Below are 17,761 nucleotides of genomic sequence, written 5' to 3' on the forward strand. Positions count from 1 at the left end.
AAAAAGAAGCAGAGCGGTGGCTCTGCTTCTTTTGATCCTCTGCTTAATTGACGCCTACATTATTCCAAGCCTGTGTAACAGCGCTGGCAGTTGAAGATCCATATAGATCCTGAGCTGACTGCTCAAGCGCCTGCTTGGCACTGGAAAAATTACTGTTCGGTGTCAGGTAAACCGTAAGGGCACGGTAATAAATCTTTTCTGCTTTCGATTTCCCAATGCTGTTAATGGTATTGTAAGCAGCTTTGTTCGGAATGCCGCTGTTGATGTGGACACCGCCCCAGTCCCCTGCTTCCGTATTCGGAAGGTTGCGGTATTCATTCATATGAGAGGGCTGGTCATAGGCATTCGGATTGGACATGGAACGCAGCGCATCTCCTGAACGACCCGGCGTATACACATCCTCACCCATCAGCCAGTCCTCTGAATCTACAAAATAACCAAACACATCAGAGAAGGACTCATTTAAAGCTCCCGGCTGATTTTCATACACAAGGTCAGCGGTCGTATCTGTCACAGCATGAGTCAATTCATGAGCGACGATATCGTCAGCACCGGATAGATATGTGAACGTACTGCCGTCCCCATCTCCATAAATCATCTGGTTCCCTGTCCAGGCTGCGTTATTGTAATTCGAACCGTAATGGACAGTGGAACGAATATTGGATCCCTGGTCATCATAACTTTCACGACCGAATGTATCATAGAAATAATCAAAAACTTCTCCAGCATAGTAATGAGCATCTACAGCCGCTTTCTGTCTTTCGCTTGTGAACGTATTACCTGAATCGGTAACATAACTTCCTGGTAGATTACTAAATTGTCCACCATAGTTATCAAATGTTTCAATAACCCCGCTCATTGGCTTTGTCGTATCATATAAATAGTACGTGTTGTTGTACGCGTAGGTGTTAAGTGATTTCGTATCTCCCAATACACCTGTTCCTGTACCTGTAGCTTCATGGACAGCATTGGCAGCTTTCAACACTTCTCCTGACTCCGCATTAATATACACCTTCCAATTGGCAGGATAAGGCTGAGCAAACTGAAGCTCCACTTGGTAAGCCAGCGTATACCCCTGTTCACCATGGAACACAACAAGATCTGTGTTTTCCGTTAACGTTTCAAAATCTTCACCTACATCACTTTTCTGGACTTTATCCGCTTCACTGCGATCTACGTCAATGTGTTTCCAAGCGAGCATCAACGACTTCGTCTTGCTTACGCTTCGTTTTTCTTCAAGCTTGTCTGGTGCATCCATATGAAATTCACCATTCACAGCTGAAACATTCCCGTTCTTATCGGTATGTACCACGACTTCTGAATCAGCGACAGGGATTCCCTCAATCACCCGTTGGTATGTGTAATGCTTCATTCCAAGTTCATCGGTTTCTGTATCCATTAATTTCAAATCTTTGGATGGATTCAGCTGAAAGTCTTTCGCATTCTGCTTAAAGAATTCCTGGATCCCTTTTTCTGATTTGACATTTTTCGCCTGCCATTCTTTCTGCATAAACTCCGATGCGTTCGGTACCTCTTTTACATCTTTGCCTGTCTCCGCATGAGCGAGTGTCCCGCCAGACACAAGACTCGTACCCAGAACAAAGGTAGCCATTACTGATTTCCAATTCATCGAATCCCTCCTATTTATCTAGCACATTTTTAATATATCATAATTTTCAGTTAATGAAATTGTGAAAGTAATAGGGTTTAAAACCGTTTAAGATTGTCTTTTTTCATCGAACTTGGGAATATTTCTGCGGTTCAACTAACGAAAATATCCTCGACCATAAAAAATCCCGGATGTCTCATCCGGGATTTTCTTCGGTCTATGCGTTTTTGCGAAGCAGTCTCATACTATTGAGGATGACGATCAGAGCAGCACCTGTATCACTTAACACAGCCATCCACAACGTTAAGAAACCTGGAAAAATCAAAATGAGCGCCGCCAGTTTCGTAAGCAGGGAAAACCAAACGTTCTGTTTGATAATGGTCAAGGCTTTACGGCTCAATCGTATCGTATGAGGCAGCATTTCCAGATTATCCGCCATTAGAACGACATCAGCTGTTTCCATAGCTGTATCCGTCCCGGCACCGCCCATCGCAATACCAAGGTCTGAGGAAGCAAGAGCAGGAGCATCGTTGATCCCATCCCCCACCATAGCCACTTGTTTCCCTTCCTCCTGCAGTTTCTCGATCGCTTTTGTTTTATCTTCCGGCATCAAATCAGCGAAATAACGGTCCACACCTGCTTCTGCTGCTATCCGCTTGGCGGTCCCCTCGTTATCTCCCGTAAGCATAACCAGTTCTTTTAATCCCGATTGCTTCAAGGATTGGATCGACCGGATCGTGATTTCCCTGATAGAGTCAGCGACAGAAATGATCCCATGTATTTCTTTATCCGTACCTATAAGAACGAGGGTTTTCCCTTCTGACTCGAGCTGATCCAATTGATTTTCCACTTCATCCAGATCAACTCCCAGTTCTTTGAACAATTTCGGATTCCCTGCGTAATAGACAGTCCCATCTATCTTGGCCTGGGCGCCTTTGCCAGGCCGTGTGCGGAAATCACTCCCGCGGGCTGTTGATATCTGCCGTTCTGATGCATAAGATGATACGGCTGCCGCTATCGGATGAGTAGAATATTCTTCAATCGTCCCCGCAATCCTGATGAGATTCTCTTTTTCTCCATTAAGAGCAATAACATCTGCTACTTTCGGTTTACCTTCTGTCAGGGTACCGGTTTTATCAAAGGCAATAGCTTGGATGGCACCCGCTTTTTCAAGGAATGTTCCACCTTTGATCAGTACACCATGCCGGGCTGCATTCCCAATGGCCGATACGATCGCCACCGGGGTGGAGATCACCAGGGCACACGGACAGGCAACAACAAGCAGGGAAATCCCTTTATAAAGCCATTCGCTCCATGCTCCTCCTGTAACCAACGGAGGGATAACCATTACTAACAGAGCCAGCATAAACACAATAGGTGTGTAAACAGCTGCGAATCGGTCTACAAACGCCTGGGTAGGAGCTTTCTTTTCCTGTGCTTCTTCCACCAGATGTATGATTTTTGCAATGGCTGTATCTTCGGATCGTTTCGTTACACGGACTTCCAAAGAGCCACTCTCATTAATCGTCCCGGCATAAACTGTATCTCCTTCCTGCTTATCAACAGGAAGAGATTCACCTGTAATGGGTGCCTGGTTCAAGCTGGAAGCTCCTTGGATGATCTCTCCATCCAATGGAACGCGGTCCCCCGGCTTGACAACGATGACCTCCCCGATCGATACCGCTTCAACAGCTTTGCTGACCCACTGACGGCCTTCTTTCACCAACGCTTCAGCCGGAGCAATGTTCATTAAGCTGCGAATGGAATCTCTCGTTTTTTCCAACGATCGATTTTGAAGGGCATTCCCTAACGCAAACAACCAGACGACCATAGCTCCTTCGAACCATTCCCCAATCAGGGCTGCTCCAAGAGCCGCGGAAGCCATCAGCACGTTCATATCAAGCGAGCCGCTTCTCACAGCATAGAAAGCACTTCTTAACGGTTTCCACCCTCCCACGGCAATGGCCAGCGCATAGAAAGCCGTCACCCATACGACAGACAGCGACGTGAAGGACCCGATGAAGCCCAGGGCAAGAAGAAACCCTGACATTGCAGCAGAAGGAAAAGGTCTTCGAGGAATCTTTTGACCTTCCTTAGAGGAACCCCCTTTTTCAAGATAAGCTTCAAAACCCGATTTTCGGACTTCTCTCATGATCTCTTCAGGTTTTGTCGTGTGAAGGACATGAAGTTTACCTGTGGAAAAATTCACGCGTACATCCTGAACACTGGGATGATTCGAGAGGTGCTTTTCAATGGTCACGGCACACGAACCACAGTCCATCCCTTCTACTTTATATGTTTCCATCTCCCTGCCGGTTTGAAGAGGCTCGGCTTCAAATCCCAGCTTTCTCAACTGATTAGGAATTTGTTCATAAACAGCCCGGCTTTCTCCGCCGACAACCATTTTAGCTGTACCATAATGGACGGAAACAGATTGCACTCCCTCTTTTTTTCGGAGACTTTTTTCAATCGTTGCGGCACACGAAGGACAATCCATGCCTTTAATCTGGTATTCTGCAAGCTGTGTCGGAGGTGCCGATGGACCGGAATCCTCGTCTTCCTCTTCTTCACTGGTTTCACAGCATACGTTCTCCTGATCCTCTTTTCGTTGATTGGAGGGGCAGGAATGTTCCTCATCCCTCCTGCTGGAAATCTCTTTCGAGCAGCAGGAAGACCGGGACTGGATCGCTCCCGGCTTTTGCTCGTGGCTGCCGGAACAGCAGCTATTTTGTATATCTTTTTCGTTCGTACTCATAAACCCCATCTCCATTCTGTACCATCACTCATGTTCGTTGTGCAGTAAGGCGATCGATACTAATTGCCGGACATGTTCATCAGCCAGGGAATAAAAGACGAGCTTCCCCTTCTTCCTATGCTTAGCAAGATTCATATTACGCAGGAGCCGTAAGTGATGAGAGGCCGTAGCGGTTGTCGATCCAATAATATTTGCCACATCACACACGCACAGCTCATCTTCCAGGGTTAGAGCGTAGGCGATTTTCATGCGTGTCGGATCGGAAAGAGCTTTAAAAATCTGCTCCACGCCGGACACCCGCTCCACCTGAGGCTGCACGCGCTGAACAAGCGCCTCGTCATAACAGAAGATATCGCACGTATCTCCGGCTTGCTTTTTCATTACCTTTTCAGGCATTCTGTCCACCTCATTCAAATACATGTTTGATTGTATACCCATCATATGCTCTACGCTTTCAAGCGTCAACATTCAAACGAAGATTAGAATGAAAAAACTGCCTCTCGAGAGACAGTTTTTCCTGGTTTTATCTCAAAACCTACTTTATGTATCAAGCTGCTTCCGGAATACCGTACTCACTTTTTCGTACTGCATATGTTTCTCGTAAAATTTATGGCCTCTTTGTCTTGTGAGTCCTGAAGATAAAGCGATGCTTGTAAAACCGTGCTGCTCGGCCCATCCTTCAATGAACTGCAGGAGGATGCTCCCCCATCCCGAAGAGCGCTCTCCGGCAGTTGTGACTAAATCACATACCCATACGAACCGGCCGTAGTACAGCGTCGTCATCGGCTTGAATCCTGCAGCAGCCACAAGCACTCCATCGTTCCATAATCCATAAAGGTGATAACGATCCACAGAGACGGCCTCCTGAACAAGTTCTACAAAGCTCTGCTCACTTAAATGGGGACGCAGCTCCAGCATGACTGGAAAAACAGAACGGAAATCAGATTCCGTTTTCATTTCTATGATTTTGTACCCTTTCATCTTCCCTCTCCTCCTGCACTATTACCCTGTAAAGAAACCACCGTTTCAAGACCCCGCTGCAACCATGAACCAGACCACGCTTCCTACGACAATCACCAATAAGATGACCATCATCCATATGATCGACTTCATACGATTCACTCTCCTTTTGTTCATTGTAACAAAGAAAGAGGTGAAAAAAATAAACCTTCATCCGGTATGGTCATGCCAGATAAAGGTTTTCCTTTTACTTTTTCTTCTTCATCATTTTCTCCATAGAAGCCATGTCTTTCGGCACTTTGCCATCAAGAATAGCCTTGACGATCATATCTTCTTTCTCCCTGGATACCGGACGATTGGCAAGGGAAGATACTTTCTTAATTACGTTGCGAATGGTTTTTTCATCTTTAAAGTTTGCCCCCTGCAGGGATTGTGCCAGCTTAAAGACTTCATCCATTTTGACGCCTGTCTTTTTTTCAAATTTATCAAACAACGAGAACCCTCCTCCTCCATTCATAAGATTCATACATATCCTATGTGCAGAAAAGAAAGGCCGTATATGCATCTGTCCCTGTTTCCTTGATTCCTTCCAGATAGCAGACACGTGTCGTTTTTTATCTACCTGTCAGTAAAAAGGGAACCCTGATAGATTTCTGATGCACTTTTTTGAAGCAAAGAAAGCATCGTTTCTTCCGGGTGGGATCTATGGTAGGACGCCACCATCCGGTAGCCCAGCTGGTATCCAGCCCACTTCGGAAGTCCCTGCCTTCGACTGCCATACAAATAATTCATATGTTTCTTCTGACCTCTCAAATAGATGGAAGGAAGGTATTTCTTTTTCCAGATCTGCTTCAAATGCCGGTCGGAATACCTTTGTGTCCATGGTGCGGTGTATTCTTCCCCGTAGAGTTCGAGGACTGCGTATTCTCCTAAGCCCTCAATGATAAGGGAATCCAGAAGTGTGACCTTATTCATTGAATAGGCCCCTTGGTGAAGGCGGCAAACATGGTTGTACTCATGAGCAAGTACAGCTTTCCAGTCGTCCTTTTCCGAAACCCCGCCATAAAAGATATACAACGCCTCTTTGAAAGCTGCTCCACCTCTCCCATGTTTTCCGAAGAGACCTCCCGTTTCTTGAAAAGGATATAAATAAACAGGTACATCAGGACCGTGCCACATTTTTTTCAGACGCATGAATTCCTTCTCCAGACGCGAATATAACTCGTGCTCCTCCCACTCTTTCACCAACCTTTCTGCTCTTTGGTAGTTTTCGGGCTTAAATAATCCATAGAAGTGAAGAAGCTGTTGGATTTCTTTTTCTGTAAACTCAGGAAACGGATGATCCTCCGTCCTGCATAACATCTTTCGCTGCATTTCGTTTATATCCACTTTCCTTTTCGCTGCAGCCTTGCAAAATCGTTCCACTGATTCCGCCGTCGGCACCACGCCCATGCCTATCCCCCACTTCAGCTTGAACTTTTGTACAAGTATATGTATCAACTTTGAGCTCATGTGAATCTCTGGTGAAGTAGACAACCGCACACGCAGGATTCAGACCTGGACATATGCTATCAGTGTAGAGGAACCATCCTCAATTCATGTCAGAAAGGAGTTTTCCTCAATGGGCTTTGGATATGGTGGATACCCTGGTGGTTTCGGCGGCTATGGCTGCGGTTATGGATACGGTGGATACGGATCGGGCGGCGGTTTCGTACTGATTGTTGTATTGTTCATTCTCTTGATTATCGTTGGAGCAGCTTTCGTCTGCTGATCAACCAGCGGGTGCACGTCGCAGGCACCCGCTTTCCTGTTTTCCGATCGTTTTATGTTATATCCCGTATGAAAAGGGTATAGGACTAGGAATGAAATAGAAAAGGAGTGTCCAACTTTGACTACATTCAAATTAAACCAAGATGCACCTGATTTCACACTACCAACCGTGTCCGGGGAAACCTTCAGCTTCTCAGACACGTTAAAACAAGAAGGAGAAAACTGGAACCTCATCGTCTATTTCCGCGGCTCCTGGTGCCCGGCCTGCATGAGTGAACTTGATGAATTCCAAAACAGCAGAGACTATTTCGACAAACATAACATCCGCCTCATAACTGTCACGCATGACGATAAGGCAGCTCTTGAGAAAATGGTGGAGGAGCATGATTTCACATTCCCTGTGCTTATTGATGAGAACCTGGAATTCCTTTCTTCCTACGGTGTCCATTATCATGATGAGCAGGCGCCGTATGAAGATCATGGAACTCATGGAGAACCCGCCTACTTTCTGACAGATGACCAGGGGAAAGTCTTGTATCAACAGCGTCAGACAAGCCCATTCGGCCGCCCCCACCCAAATGAAATCCGTAAAATCGTTAAGTATATCCGAAGCAACTTGAAATAACAGGCCATTTCCTATACGACCGCTGAGAAAAGCACCGGTTCTGCGGCTGACGGGGATATTTCCGTCAGCCTTTTTCTATTCCTGATCTGCTGCAGGATTTTGGTCCATGCCCCCCCCAGACTCGATCCGTTTTATTCTGAAACGAGCTGTATCAACAAAAAGACCGGTGCCGAACGCACCGGTCTTCCTTATTGCAGCAGGTGATAAAACAATCGTTCCCGATCTTCAATGAACTGCTTCATAATGTGGTAATGACTCGTTTCTTCGACCCCGACTTTCCGGCATCCTTCCTCTGTAAGCTGAACAATGTCTGCATGAGGATAAGCCATAAGAATCGGGGAGTGGGTGGATATGATGAACTGGGATTCATTCTCTACAAGGTCATGCATTATCGAGAGCATCGAAAGCTGCCTCAATGGAGAAAGGGCGGCTTCAGGTTCATCCAGAATATACAGCCCCTTTCCGAAGAAACGATGATTGAAGGCAGCAAAGAAAGACTCTCCATGGGACTGCTCATGCAGGGAGGTACCTCCAAAGGAATCAATAACCTTCCCCCCTCCCATCGGATCACTATCCATATCCTCAATATTTGTTGCTACATTATAGAACGTTTCTGCCCGGAAGAAAAATTGATCGTCCGGTTTTTTTATCCCTTTAACAAGGCGCAGGTACTCATCAAGGTGAGAGTGCGAATCATAGCTTGTGAAATTGAAATTCTTTGTCCCGCCTTCAGGATTAAACCCATAGGCTACAGCCGCTCCTTCAAGCAGAGTGGATTTCCCCATTCCATTCTCACCTACGATGAACGTGACATTAGGATGGAACTGAAGTTCGTCCAATTCCCTCAGCACAGGTAAATGAAAAGGAAAGGATTGAAAGGATGGAACCTTTTCTCTTAACAATTGAAGCGATCGGATATACATATCATTCCTCGATAATTTTGCCACGGGATGTCCACCTTTCTGATATACATGAAATATTCTTTCTGCCCATACGATGGTAGAAGCACATATGATGAGGGAGGAGCAGATTAGTGAAAAAAATCATCCTGTTCGCCGACCCTGGTATTGATGATTCCATCGCCATTATGTATGCCCTGATGCATCCCCAAATTGAAGTGCTCGCCATCGTCTCAAGCTACGGAAATGTAACGAAACAAAAAGCTGTTGATAACGCAGCTTTTCTTTTGAATAAAGCCGGATTCCCTTCCATTCCCATGATCGGTGGAACAAACAGTCCATTGAGTGGTGAAACCCCTGAGTACTACCCTGAAATTCATGGGCCGGACGGACTCGGTCCATTGACTCCTCCACCCTTTAAAGGGAGACTCAACAACTTTTCTGATGTGTATGATATTCTCCTTGCCCATACCGATGTAACGATTGTGGACATCGGGCGGAACACAGCGCTTGCGCATTTATTTCTCCTCGGGAGCGATATAGAACCTCACATTAAAGACATTTTCCTCATGGGTGGGGCCTTTTTGGTTCCAGGCAATGTCACCCCATCTGCGGAGGCCAATTTTTTTGGTGATCCCGTTGCCGCCAACATCGTCCTTCAGCGGGCTGCGACCATCTATATCATTCCCTTGAATGTGACATCAAAAGCCGTCATTACCCCTCACCATATCCAGCAGATCACGGATTATTCTTCTCATCCCCTTGTGCCGATTCTCAAAGAACTTATGGATTACTATACAGAAGCTTATCAAACCCTTATCCCCGGAATCAAAGGGGCTCCTCTCCATGATGTATTGACTTTATACTTGATGATCAACCCTGGGAAGGGAAGATATGTAAGAAGATCCGTCTCTGTTTTAGTCGAAGGGGAAGGAAAAGGAACATCTATTGCCGATTTCCGCCCGGGGTCACACTCCAACCCGGGTGACCCTGCGATTTGTCTTGAATTTGATGTGCAGGCTTTTGTCGATGATTTCATCTTTACCATCAGCTCTTCCCCCATCTCCACCACGACGCACCCGAAAAGGGAGGGCCGCTCATGAAGGATGCAGCAGAAAAGGCCGTTTCTGAAATCACTTCTGCCGTCCAGGCTGAACAGGACCACGATGGTCACTACTCTTACTGTTTTGAAAACAGTCTTTCCACAGATGTCTCGATGATCCTTTTGCTGCGCTCGTTTACGAATGATGCTTCCACCGTCCAAAGTCTATGCACACGACTTGCTTCCTTACAACAGCCAGAAGGCTGGTGGTCCCTCTATCATGATGAAAAAGGGAATCTATCTGCAACGATCGAAGCTTCATTCGCCCTTCTTTAGGCCGGGTTTTATAAGAAGGAAAGTCCGGAAATACAAAAAGCTTTTCATTTCATCCGTGCCAAAGGAGGTCTTCGCCGCTCCCACTCCATGACAAAAATTTTACTTGCCATCTACGGGGAATATGATTGGCCGCATGTCTTCCACCTGCCTGTTCATATCAGCCTCCTCCCCCCTGAATCGCCTTTGTCCTTTTATGATTTCAGCAGCTATGCAAGGGTGCATATGGCACCGATCCTGCTTATGTCCGACAAAAAATTCCGCCTGTTAAAACCAGGGATTCCAGACTTTCACACATTGAACAACCGAACAGTGGAAGATGGATCAGACCATCGTTCTCCACAGCTGCTTGCTCATATAAAAAGGAAAATTCTCCATCTTGCCGGAGCTCCAGAGCAGCTGTACTGGACCGCCAGAAAAAGACTGGAATCCTATATGATTGATCGAATTGAATCGGATGGAACACTTTATAGTTATACGAGCTCCACCGCTTATATGATTTATGCCCTGCTGTCATGCGGGTATAAAGAATCCCATCCTGTCATACAACGGGCCATTTCAGGATTGAGAACCCACCTCTTTCCACTCCAGGAAGGGTATCATATGCAGAACTCCCCCTCAGCCATATGGGATACCGCCCTGGCGGCTTATGCTCTAGGCCTTCCTCCATCATCTAAAGCAGGCTGTACCAAAGCATTATCCTTTCTCCTCCAACATCAGCAGTACGAATACGGAGACTGGGTGATGGGAGCGCCTTCTCTTCTACCCGGAGGGTGGGGGTTTTCAAAAAGCAATTCCATCCATCCTGATCTTGATGATACCACGGCAGCTTTACGAGCTCTTTCCCCCTTTTTAAAAAGTCATCCTCCGCTCACGAACCATTATACTCGTGGGTTGAACTGGGTGATGGGACTTCAAAATGAAGATGGGGGCTGGCCGGCTTTTGAAAAAGGGAAAACAAACCCACTCCTCCGCTATGTGCCGATGGATGGAGCTGCGCATGCCGCTCTTGATCCATCCACAGCGGATCTGACAGGGAGAACACTGGAATTCTTATGCACAGATGGTGGTCTTAAACCTGACCATCCAAGCGTAAAAAAAGCCGTCCATTGGCTGATCGATCATCAGGAAAAGGACGGTTCATGGTACGGACGCTGGGGAGTCTGTTACATCTACGGGACATGGGCGGCGCTGACCGGTTTGGCCGCTGCCGGAAAAACCATCGACCACCCTGCCGTTCTCAAGGCAGGTGAATGGTTGATGTCCATTCAGAACACGGATGGCGGCTGGGGAGAGTCATGCCGGAGTGATCAAAATGGAACATACACTCCGTTAGGCACCAGCACACCCTCTCAGACAGCCTGGGCTTTGGATGCTCTTCTTTCGGTTTACAAAAAAAGGACGCCTGCCATTGATCAAGGAGTCTCCAGTCTGTTAACGCAGCTGAAAAACGAAGATTGGAGTACCCGATACCCTACGGGAGCGGGCCTGCCCGGAAATTTTTATATCCATTACCACAGCTATCATGCTATCTGGCCGCTTATCGCCTTGAAAAAATACCTGCAGATGGACGAATAATCAGCCGTGGGCTTCAGGCCCGCAGCTGATGCTCCTCTGTATGTTCACGTACCTCCGGCTTTTTCTCCAGTTTATAAACAAGGACACCACCGATTAAAAGAGCAATACCAAGCAGCTTCTGCCAGGATAAATCGGAAGCAGCAAACCCGAACCATCCTCCTGTATTAATGATGAATGCAAGAACGATCTGGGAAATCAAAGCAATTGAAATAGCATAAGCCGGGCCGATCAACGTAACTCCCTGCATTAAAAAGAAAACGATTCCAACACCAAAGACCCCGCCGAATAGATAAATCGGATTTACATTTCCAAAAGTGAACAGACTTTCCCTTTCAACGGCGTAAAACACCGGCAGTGAACAGACAAGGCCAAGACCGAGCACTAGCGTTGTTGTGGCCCATGGCCCTGTTTTCTCACTGACCCGGGCATTAAAGACATTTTGCAGACTGATCAATATGCCTGCCGCGACGGCAAGAATGATGCCTGACATCGAATTCCTCCTTATTCATAAATATTACCTTTTGCCAGCAGCCGGAGCTCCTGTAAATTTTTTATCATAATCGATCCTCTCGACCTTTCGATAACTTCATCAGCTTCCATCTTTCTCAGGACCCGGTTCAAATGGCGGTAGCTCGTTCCAATCCACTCGGCCAGTTCGGATAAGTTGGACGTACGCATTTCCTGATGAAAAGCGGTCCCTTCACCTACAGAAGAGATGGACAGCAAGTACCCGGCCAGCCGGACTTCAACTGGATAAAGCATATGCATACTCGTAAAATGAGCCTCTGTATAAAATTTATGTGCCACCATTTCCAAAAGGAAACGGAGAATAGCCGGGTGCTCCTTTTCCAAATCCTTCAGTGCTGCATAAGGAAAACCGATCATTTCACCCGAACTGACCGCTTCAACAGAATTAAGTACGGCACTTTGCTTTACATATTCAACATCGCCGATGACTGCGAGCGGTTTTTTAAACCGGTTGATCAGTGACTGGCCTTCTGGTGTGAGGGTGTAAATTTTAATTTTCCCTTCGACTAAGAAATAAAGCCGGTCCAGCTTTTCCCCCGGCACAAATAAATCTTCACCTTCTGTAAAGGAAAACAATTGAAGCTTATCCTTGTAGGGTCCGGGAAAATACTGGTCAAGATCATACATGGACAGGTAGTCCATCATTTTCTTTGTGTTTGCTTCTTTCATGGTGATGTCTCCTCTAAATCAAAGTTGAAAAAGGATCACGCCAAGCACCATCATCGTCAGTCCTGCCGCCTGCCTCAGGGTAATTGGTATTTTCTTCTCACCAAACCATCCGCGTGATTCAATGATAAAGGCGGTACCAATCTGCGCGACGAGTAAAACAGCAATAGCAGCAGCCGGACCGATCTGATGGATAGCGGTTAATTCGGAAAAGACGACAATGACACCGAAAGTCCCTCCGGTCAAATATACGAAGGGAACACGCGCAAAGCTCTTCCCTTTTCCATCTCTTACTTTCATATAAATGGAGAATGAAATGGCAAAGGCCACCAAATGAACCATTGATGTTGTATGCCAGCCGCCAATGGAATCACTCATTCTCGCGTTGAAAATGCCCTGCAGGGTGATACAAAGACCTCCAAGCAGGGAAAATAATGCACCTTTCATACGTCAGCCTCCTGTTCTTCCTATATTAAAAAGGAAGACAGAGCACCCGGAAAGGACATATGTCCTTTTTCGTCATAGATGCAAAAAAATACAGAAACAGACACGTTAGTTGACCGCGTCCTGTTTCTGCTTTTCTTTTTGTTTCTCTTTACTTTTTTTCACCCGCTCCTCCAGTGTCCGCTTCAACTGGGCCTTATACTTCTCCTCGACAAGGATGTATAAAAAGTCCCCAGCGTGAATCTCTGTCTCTCCGTAAGGGGTAATCACTTCGTTATCGCGTATAATGGCACTGATATTGGCACGGTTGGGAAAGCTTACCTCATGCAGTTTTTTTCCGACAACCGCTGATTCAGCATTGGTCTGGTATTGAATCATCTCTGCCTTGGCTTTCCCCATCGATATAAGTTCGATGCTGTGGTGGGGCACATCCTTTTTCGGACCTACCAATGTCATCTTCTTGGCTACATAGGAAATCGTCGATCCCTGCACAAGGGCTGATGTCAGAACAACAAAGAAAACGAGGTTAAACAAGCTCTGGCTGTTTTCCAAGCCTTCTACAATTGGGAACGTAGCGAGAACGATAGGGACAGCTCCCCGCAAACCAGCCCACGATATAAACAACTTTTCCTTATTCGAGTAGTTCATGCCAAGTAATGACAAAAATACGGCGGCGGGGCGGGCAATTAAAATAAGCACCGCCGAAAGCAGAAGACCATTGATCATGATCGGGGCGGTGAACAATTCACTCGGAAAAACAAAAAGGCCGAGAATCACAAACATTAAAATCTGCGCCATCCATGCAAAGCCTTCGTTAAACTGAAAGATGGAATACCGGTATGTCAATTCGCTATTACCAATCACAAGCGCCGCTACGTATACTCCAAGAAAGCCACTGCCTCCGCTGAATGCTGTTATGCTGTAAGTAGCCAGGGCAAAGGCTACCGAGAAAATCGGATAAAGAGCACTGGAATCCAGTTTAATCTTATTAATCGAAACCGAAGCGAGTTTCCCTAACACAAAACCAAATACAAGACCGAGACCCATCTGGAAGAAAAAGCGGGGGATCAGCATCCACAGGGATGTATCCGGTGAAGTAATCAATTCAATGAAAGATAAAGTCAAGAAGACGGCCATCGGGTCGTTCGTCCCTGACTCGGCCTCAAGCGTCGCTCCCATTTTCGCCTTAATATTCCTTTCTTTCAAGGCAGCGAAAACGGCTGCAGCATCAGTGGATCCTACAATGGCACCAAACAAGAGGCTCTCCAACAGACTGAGTTCAAACAGAAAATAGACGGAAAACCCGGCAATCATCGAGGTAAGGAGCACACCAAGGGTGGCGAGTGACAGAGACGGAAGTGCAACAGACTTCACTGTAGCCCACTTCGTATGGAGCCCGCCTTCAAATAGAATAATGACAAGGGCAAATACACCTATCAACTGTGCCGTTGATGCATCGTTGAAATAAACGATGCCGAGGCCCTCACTTCCGAATAACATGCCGATCAAAATGAATAAAATAAGCGCCGGGATCCCCCAGCGGCTTGAGAATTTAGCTACGAATACACCGCTGAAAAGTAATAAAGCGGTTAATAATAAAAATGAGTCTGTTCCAAAAGCTTCGAAAAACATGGAAGGTCTATGCTCCTTCGTTGGTAATGGGGATTTTGAGGAAAAAGACGTGAGTCATCTATAATTATCCTACAGGACCCGGCCAAAATCAAAAAGACTGCCTGTGAAGCCATTTGTGAATCCAAACCGCCGCCTGAGCTCCATCGGCTGCCGCTGTACTGACCAGCTGAGAATGCATCAAAATATCCCCAGCAGCCCAGACGCCTTCAATATTTGTCATTTTCGTTCGGGGCTCCACGAGAACGTGTCCTTTATCATCCTGAATGACACCGAGAGAGTAAGCCAATTCGGTTCGGGGGCGGCTTCCACCAAAAGCAAGAAAGGTTTTTTCCACAGCCCAGGACTCTCCAGTGGAACTTCTCAAGGACTGGACCTGTCCAAGATGATGGGCAAGGTCCGTAACCACCGCTTCATAGACAGGGATTTCCTTATCCTCAAGCCCTCTTCTTTTCTCAGCAGTCAATGGAAGGGCACCATGATTGACATAAATAATATCTCTCGTCCAGTAATAGATGGTTTCCACCATGTCCGCCCCTGGGTCTCCGCACCCCCAGACAGCTGTCCGTTTGCCTTTCACTTCATACCCGTCGCAATCCGGACAAATATAGACAGAAACCCCCAGACACTCCTGTAAACCAGGAACATACGGGTATGCATCCTGGACACCTGTAGCGAACAAAAGACTTTTACCTTTGTACACGCGGTCTTTCCGGGTCTGGACAATAAAATCTGTGAAAGACTTATGAACACGGCTGACCTCTTCTTCCACACGCGTAACTCCAAGAGCCTCTACTTGTTTCAGACCACGCCTTCTCAATGTATCCCCGCTGACACCTTCCGGAAAACCAAGCAGGTTACTGTATTTCCGGCACGCCGAGGACCTCCCTGAACCAGCATCTACGATAAGGACGCTCCGCATATACCTTCCAAGCTGGACGGCTGCCTGCAGCCCGGCCGGACCTCCTCCTATAATAATGCAGTCATATTTCATCGTATCCACGCCCGTTCAACCTTTTCGCTTACCTTTCCCACGTGCGGATTATTTACTCTTTTTTTCTCCGCACCCTGTCATCCAGCGTCCATCCCCTTTATAATGAGTAAGAGCAATTTTACTACAAGGAAAAAAGGTGTTTACGACTATGAGTTTACTAACAGTAAAAAACCTGAGCCACGGCTTTGGTGACCGTGCGATTTTCGAGGATGTGTCCTTCCGTCTTTTAAAAGGGGAGCACATCGGGTTGATCGGTGCCAATGGCGAAGGTAAATCAACGTTTATGAATATCATTACTGGAAAACTTGAACCGGATGCCGGTTCCATCACCTGGTCCAAGCGGATCCGGATTGGTTATCTTGACCAACACGCAGACCTTGCCAAGGGCATGACCATCCGTGACGTGCTGAGAACAGCTTTTCAGTATTTATTTGATATGGAGCAGGAAATGAACAACCTCTTCGCAAAAATGGGAGAAGTCTCTCCGGAAGAACTGGAAACCCTCCTGGAGGAAACCGGAAGCATTCAGGATATGCTGACCAACAATGATTTTTACACCATTGATGCGAAGGTGGATGAAGTCGCCAATGGGATCGGGCTGGATGATATCGGCCTTGAGCGTGATGTCCACGACTTGAGCGGTGGTCAGAGGACGAAAGTGCTGCTTGCCAAGCTGCTGCTGGAAAAACCGGATATCCTGCTTCTGGATGAGCCGACCAACTATTTGGACGTCGAACATATTGAATGGCTGCGCACTTACCTGCAGCAGTATGAGAATGCCTTTATTCTCATCTCTCACGACATTCCTTTCCTGAACAGTGTAGTCAATTTGATCTATCACATGGAAAACCAGGAGCTGAACCGTTATCCGGGAGATTATGAGGAATTTCAAAGAGTATATGAAATGAAGAAACAGCAGCTGGAGGCCGCTTATAAAAAGCAGCAGAAGGAAATCGCCAGCCTCAAGGATTTCGTAGCCCGCAATAAAGCCAATGCCGCTACAAGTAAAATGGCGATGAGCCGCCAGAAAAAGCTGGATAAGATGGATGTCATCGAACTGGATAAAGAAAAACCGAAACCGAGCTTCCAATTCAAGCAGGCCCGTACACCGGGAAAGTATCTATTTGAGACGAAAGACCTCGTCATCGGCTACGACGAGCCTCTGTCCCGTCCTTTGAATTTAACTATGGAACGCGGCCAGAAAATAGCCCTCTCCGGGGCAAACGGAATCGGTAAGACGACCCTGCTGAAAAGTATCCTCGGGGAAATTCAACCTGTCTCCGGATCCGTGGAACTTGGAGAACACCTGCACATCGGATACTTCGAACAGGAGCTGACCGATGTGGGAAGCCGCACCTGTATTGAAGAAGTGTGGGAAGAATTCCGGCACTTCACCCAGTATGAAGTACGCGCCGCCCTCGCTAAGTGCGGGCTGACTAGAAAACACATTGAGAGCAAAGTCCAGGTGCTCAGTGGTGGAGAAAAAGCAAAAGTCCGCCTCTGTAAGCTGATCAATAAAGAAACCAATCTTCTCGTTCTTGACGAGCCGACCAATCACCTGGATGTGGATGCCAAAGCTGAACTGAAAAGAGCCCTTAAGGAATATAAGGGCAGCGTTCTGCTCATTTCACACGAACCGGAATTTTACCAGGATATCGTGACGGATGTATGGAATTGCGAAGACTGGACGACGAAAGTCTTTTAATGGAAAAAGGCTGCATCCTTGTCAGCAGCTTTCGACCACACGGCAAAAAGGGGAGGTTTTCTGTTGGACAGAAAACCTCCCCTTTTTATTTCAACATGACAGAGGCAGCAGGGACAGGAGTTTTTTTATTCAGGAAGGAGCTCAGACTACTCTACTGCTGCAGAAAAAAGCCTTAAAAGCTGAGTCCGATTTTTGAATTCCGGACTTTTCTAAAGACTGTCATA

The 17,761-nt window shown here is 46.8% G+C and carries 16 protein-coding genes and 1 pseudogene; 5 read left to right on the top strand and 12 right to left on the bottom strand.

All coding sequences use genetic code 11. The features are described from left to right. Positions 1-43: 43 nt before the first annotated feature. From ACXAD6_RS10515 to ACXAD6_RS10540, 6 genes are all read right to left on the bottom strand, one after another. On the bottom strand, positions 44-1,630 hold the full coding sequence (locus tag ACXAD6_RS10515) for a M4 family metallopeptidase (RefSeq protein WP_474968835.1): 1,587 nt from the start codon (positions 1,628-1,630) through the stop codon (positions 44-46). A 196-nt stretch (positions 1,631-1,826) separates the two neighbouring features. After that, positions 1,827-4,364, bottom strand: a complete 2,538-nt coding sequence (locus tag ACXAD6_RS10520) for a heavy metal translocating P-type ATPase (RefSeq protein ID WP_474968836.1) — start codon at positions 4,362-4,364, stop codon at positions 1,827-1,829. 24 nt (positions 4,365-4,388) lie between these two features. Next, entirely contained in the window at positions 4,389-4,760 is a 372-nt protein-coding gene (locus tag ACXAD6_RS10525) for an ArsR/SmtB family transcription factor (RefSeq protein ID WP_474968837.1), read from the bottom strand. Between the two features lie 144 nt (positions 4,761-4,904). Continuing rightward, positions 4,905-5,345: a GNAT family N-acetyltransferase gene (locus tag ACXAD6_RS10530; protein WP_474968838.1), complete on the bottom strand. Its 441-nt coding sequence runs from the start codon at positions 5,343-5,345 to the stop codon at positions 4,905-4,907. A gap of 226 nt (positions 5,346-5,571) precedes the next feature. Continuing rightward, entirely contained in the window at positions 5,572-5,817 is a 246-nt protein-coding gene (locus tag ACXAD6_RS10535) for a stage VI sporulation protein F (protein ID WP_027954587.1), read from the bottom strand. Positions 5,818-5,942: 125 nt separating this feature from the next. Continuing rightward, positions 5,943-6,836 (bottom strand): DUF2268 domain-containing putative Zn-dependent protease, encoded by an 894-nt coding sequence (locus ACXAD6_RS10540; RefSeq protein WP_474968839.1) that lies wholly within the window; start codon positions 6,834-6,836, stop codon positions 5,943-5,945. A 109-nt stretch (positions 6,837-6,945) separates the two neighbouring features. Between ACXAD6_RS10540 and ACXAD6_RS10545 the strand changes: the two genes are divergently transcribed. Next, complete coding sequence (locus ACXAD6_RS10545; protein WP_084163045.1) at positions 6,946-7,095, top strand: YjcZ family sporulation protein; 150 nt, start codon at positions 6,946-6,948, stop codon at positions 7,093-7,095. Positions 7,096-7,212: 117 nt separating this feature from the next. Beyond that, complete coding sequence (locus ACXAD6_RS10550) at positions 7,213-7,719, top strand: peroxiredoxin family protein (RefSeq protein WP_474968840.1); 507 nt, start codon at positions 7,213-7,215, stop codon at positions 7,717-7,719. A 188-nt stretch (positions 7,720-7,907) separates the two neighbouring features. On the opposite strand, the gene ACXAD6_RS10555 is transcribed toward ACXAD6_RS10550, so the two are convergent. Next, complete coding sequence (locus tag ACXAD6_RS10555) at positions 7,908-8,642, bottom strand: AAA family ATPase (protein ID WP_474970407.1); 735 nt, start codon at positions 8,640-8,642, stop codon at positions 7,908-7,910. Positions 8,643-8,752: 110 nt separating this feature from the next. On the opposite strand from ACXAD6_RS10555, the gene ACXAD6_RS10560 reads away from it, so the two are divergent. Further along, positions 8,753-9,721 (top strand): nucleoside hydrolase, encoded by a 969-nt coding sequence (locus ACXAD6_RS10560; RefSeq protein ID WP_474968841.1) that lies wholly within the window; start codon positions 8,753-8,755, stop codon positions 9,719-9,721. Then, positions 9,718-11,571: pseudogene (locus ACXAD6_RS10565) on the top strand (terpene cyclase/mutase family protein). The gene ACXAD6_RS10560 and the pseudogene ACXAD6_RS10565 overlap by 4 nt, the downstream one beginning before the upstream one ends. Before the next feature lie 13 nt (positions 11,572-11,584). Here the strand turns inward: ACXAD6_RS10565 and ACXAD6_RS10570 are convergent. The 5 genes from ACXAD6_RS10570 to ACXAD6_RS10590 all read right to left on the bottom strand — a co-directional run bounded on the left by ACXAD6_RS10570 (position 11,585) and on the right by ACXAD6_RS10590 (position 15,832). Then, complete coding sequence (locus ACXAD6_RS10570; protein WP_474968842.1) at positions 11,585-12,061, bottom strand: DMT family transporter; 477 nt, start codon at positions 12,059-12,061, stop codon at positions 11,585-11,587. A gap of 11 nt (positions 12,062-12,072) precedes the next feature. Then, positions 12,073-12,768: a Crp/Fnr family transcriptional regulator gene (locus tag ACXAD6_RS10575; protein ID WP_474968843.1), complete on the bottom strand. Its 696-nt coding sequence runs from the start codon at positions 12,766-12,768 to the stop codon at positions 12,073-12,075. A gap of 18 nt (positions 12,769-12,786) precedes the next feature. Further along, positions 12,787-13,212, bottom strand: a complete 426-nt coding sequence (locus tag ACXAD6_RS10580) for a DMT family transporter (protein WP_027954594.1) — start codon at positions 13,210-13,212, stop codon at positions 12,787-12,789. 105 nt (positions 13,213-13,317) lie between these two features. After that, complete coding sequence (locus tag ACXAD6_RS10585; protein ID WP_027954595.1) at positions 13,318-14,841, bottom strand: potassium/proton antiporter; 1,524 nt, start codon at positions 14,839-14,841, stop codon at positions 13,318-13,320. An 88-nt stretch (positions 14,842-14,929) separates the two neighbouring features. Next, positions 14,930-15,832 carry an NAD(P)/FAD-dependent oxidoreductase gene (locus ACXAD6_RS10590; protein ID WP_474970408.1) on the bottom strand — a complete coding sequence of 301 codons (903 nt, stop codon included), beginning with the start codon at positions 15,830-15,832 and terminating at the stop codon, positions 14,930-14,932. 148 nt (positions 15,833-15,980) lie between these two features. On the opposite strand from ACXAD6_RS10590, the gene abc-f reads away from it, so the two are divergent. Next, positions 15,981-17,537 (top strand): ribosomal protection-like ABC-F family protein, encoded by a 1,557-nt coding sequence (abc-f, locus tag ACXAD6_RS10595; protein ID WP_474968844.1) that lies wholly within the window; start codon positions 15,981-15,983, stop codon positions 17,535-17,537. Positions 17,538-17,761: the final 224 nt, after the last annotated feature.

This window comes from Halobacillus sp. ABH2_015 (assembly GCF_056158945.1).

Bases quoted from the DNA above. Each gene is read 5' to 3' on its own strand.
- ACXAD6_RS10525 (WP_474968837.1), bottom strand. From the start codon at position 4,760: ATGCCTGAAAAGGTAATGAAAAAGCAAGCCGGAGATACGTGCGATATC.
- ACXAD6_RS10520 (WP_474968836.1), bottom strand. From the start codon at position 4,364: ATGAGTACGAACGAAAAAGATATACAAAATAGCTGCTGTTCCGGCAGC.
- ACXAD6_RS10570 (WP_474968842.1), bottom strand. From the start codon at position 12,061: ATGTCAGGCATCATTCTTGCCGTCGCGGCAGGCATATTGATCAGTCTG.
- ACXAD6_RS10580 (WP_027954594.1), bottom strand. From the start codon at position 13,212: ATGAAAGGTGCATTATTTTCCCTGCTTGGAGGTCTTTGTATCACCCTG.
- ACXAD6_RS10590 (WP_474970408.1), bottom strand. From the start codon at position 15,832: ATGAAATATGACTGCATTATTATAGGAGGAGGTCCGGCCGGGCTGCAG.
- ACXAD6_RS10530 (WP_474968838.1), bottom strand. From the start codon at position 5,345: ATGAAAGGGTACAAAATCATAGAAATGAAAACGGAATCTGATTTCCGT.
- ACXAD6_RS10555 (WP_474970407.1), bottom strand. From the start codon at position 8,642: ATGTATATCCGATCGCTTCAATTGTTAAGAGAAAAGGTTCCATCCTTT.
- ACXAD6_RS10540 (WP_474968839.1), bottom strand. From the start codon at position 6,836: ATGAGCTCAAAGTTGATACATATACTTGTACAAAAGTTCAAGCTGAAG.
- ACXAD6_RS10545 (WP_084163045.1), top strand. From the start codon at position 6,946: ATGGGCTTTGGATATGGTGGATACCCTGGTGGTTTCGGCGGCTATGGC.
- ACXAD6_RS10585 (WP_027954595.1), bottom strand. From the start codon at position 14,841: ATGTTTTTCGAAGCTTTTGGAACAGACTCATTTTTATTATTAACCGCT.
- abc-f (WP_474968844.1), top strand. From the start codon at position 15,981: ATGAGTTTACTAACAGTAAAAAACCTGAGCCACGGCTTTGGTGACCGT.
- ACXAD6_RS10515 (WP_474968835.1), bottom strand. From the start codon at position 1,630: ATGAATTGGAAATCAGTAATGGCTACCTTTGTTCTGGGTACGAGTCTT.
- ACXAD6_RS10575 (WP_474968843.1), bottom strand. From the start codon at position 12,768: ATGAAAGAAGCAAACACAAAGAAAATGATGGACTACCTGTCCATGTAT.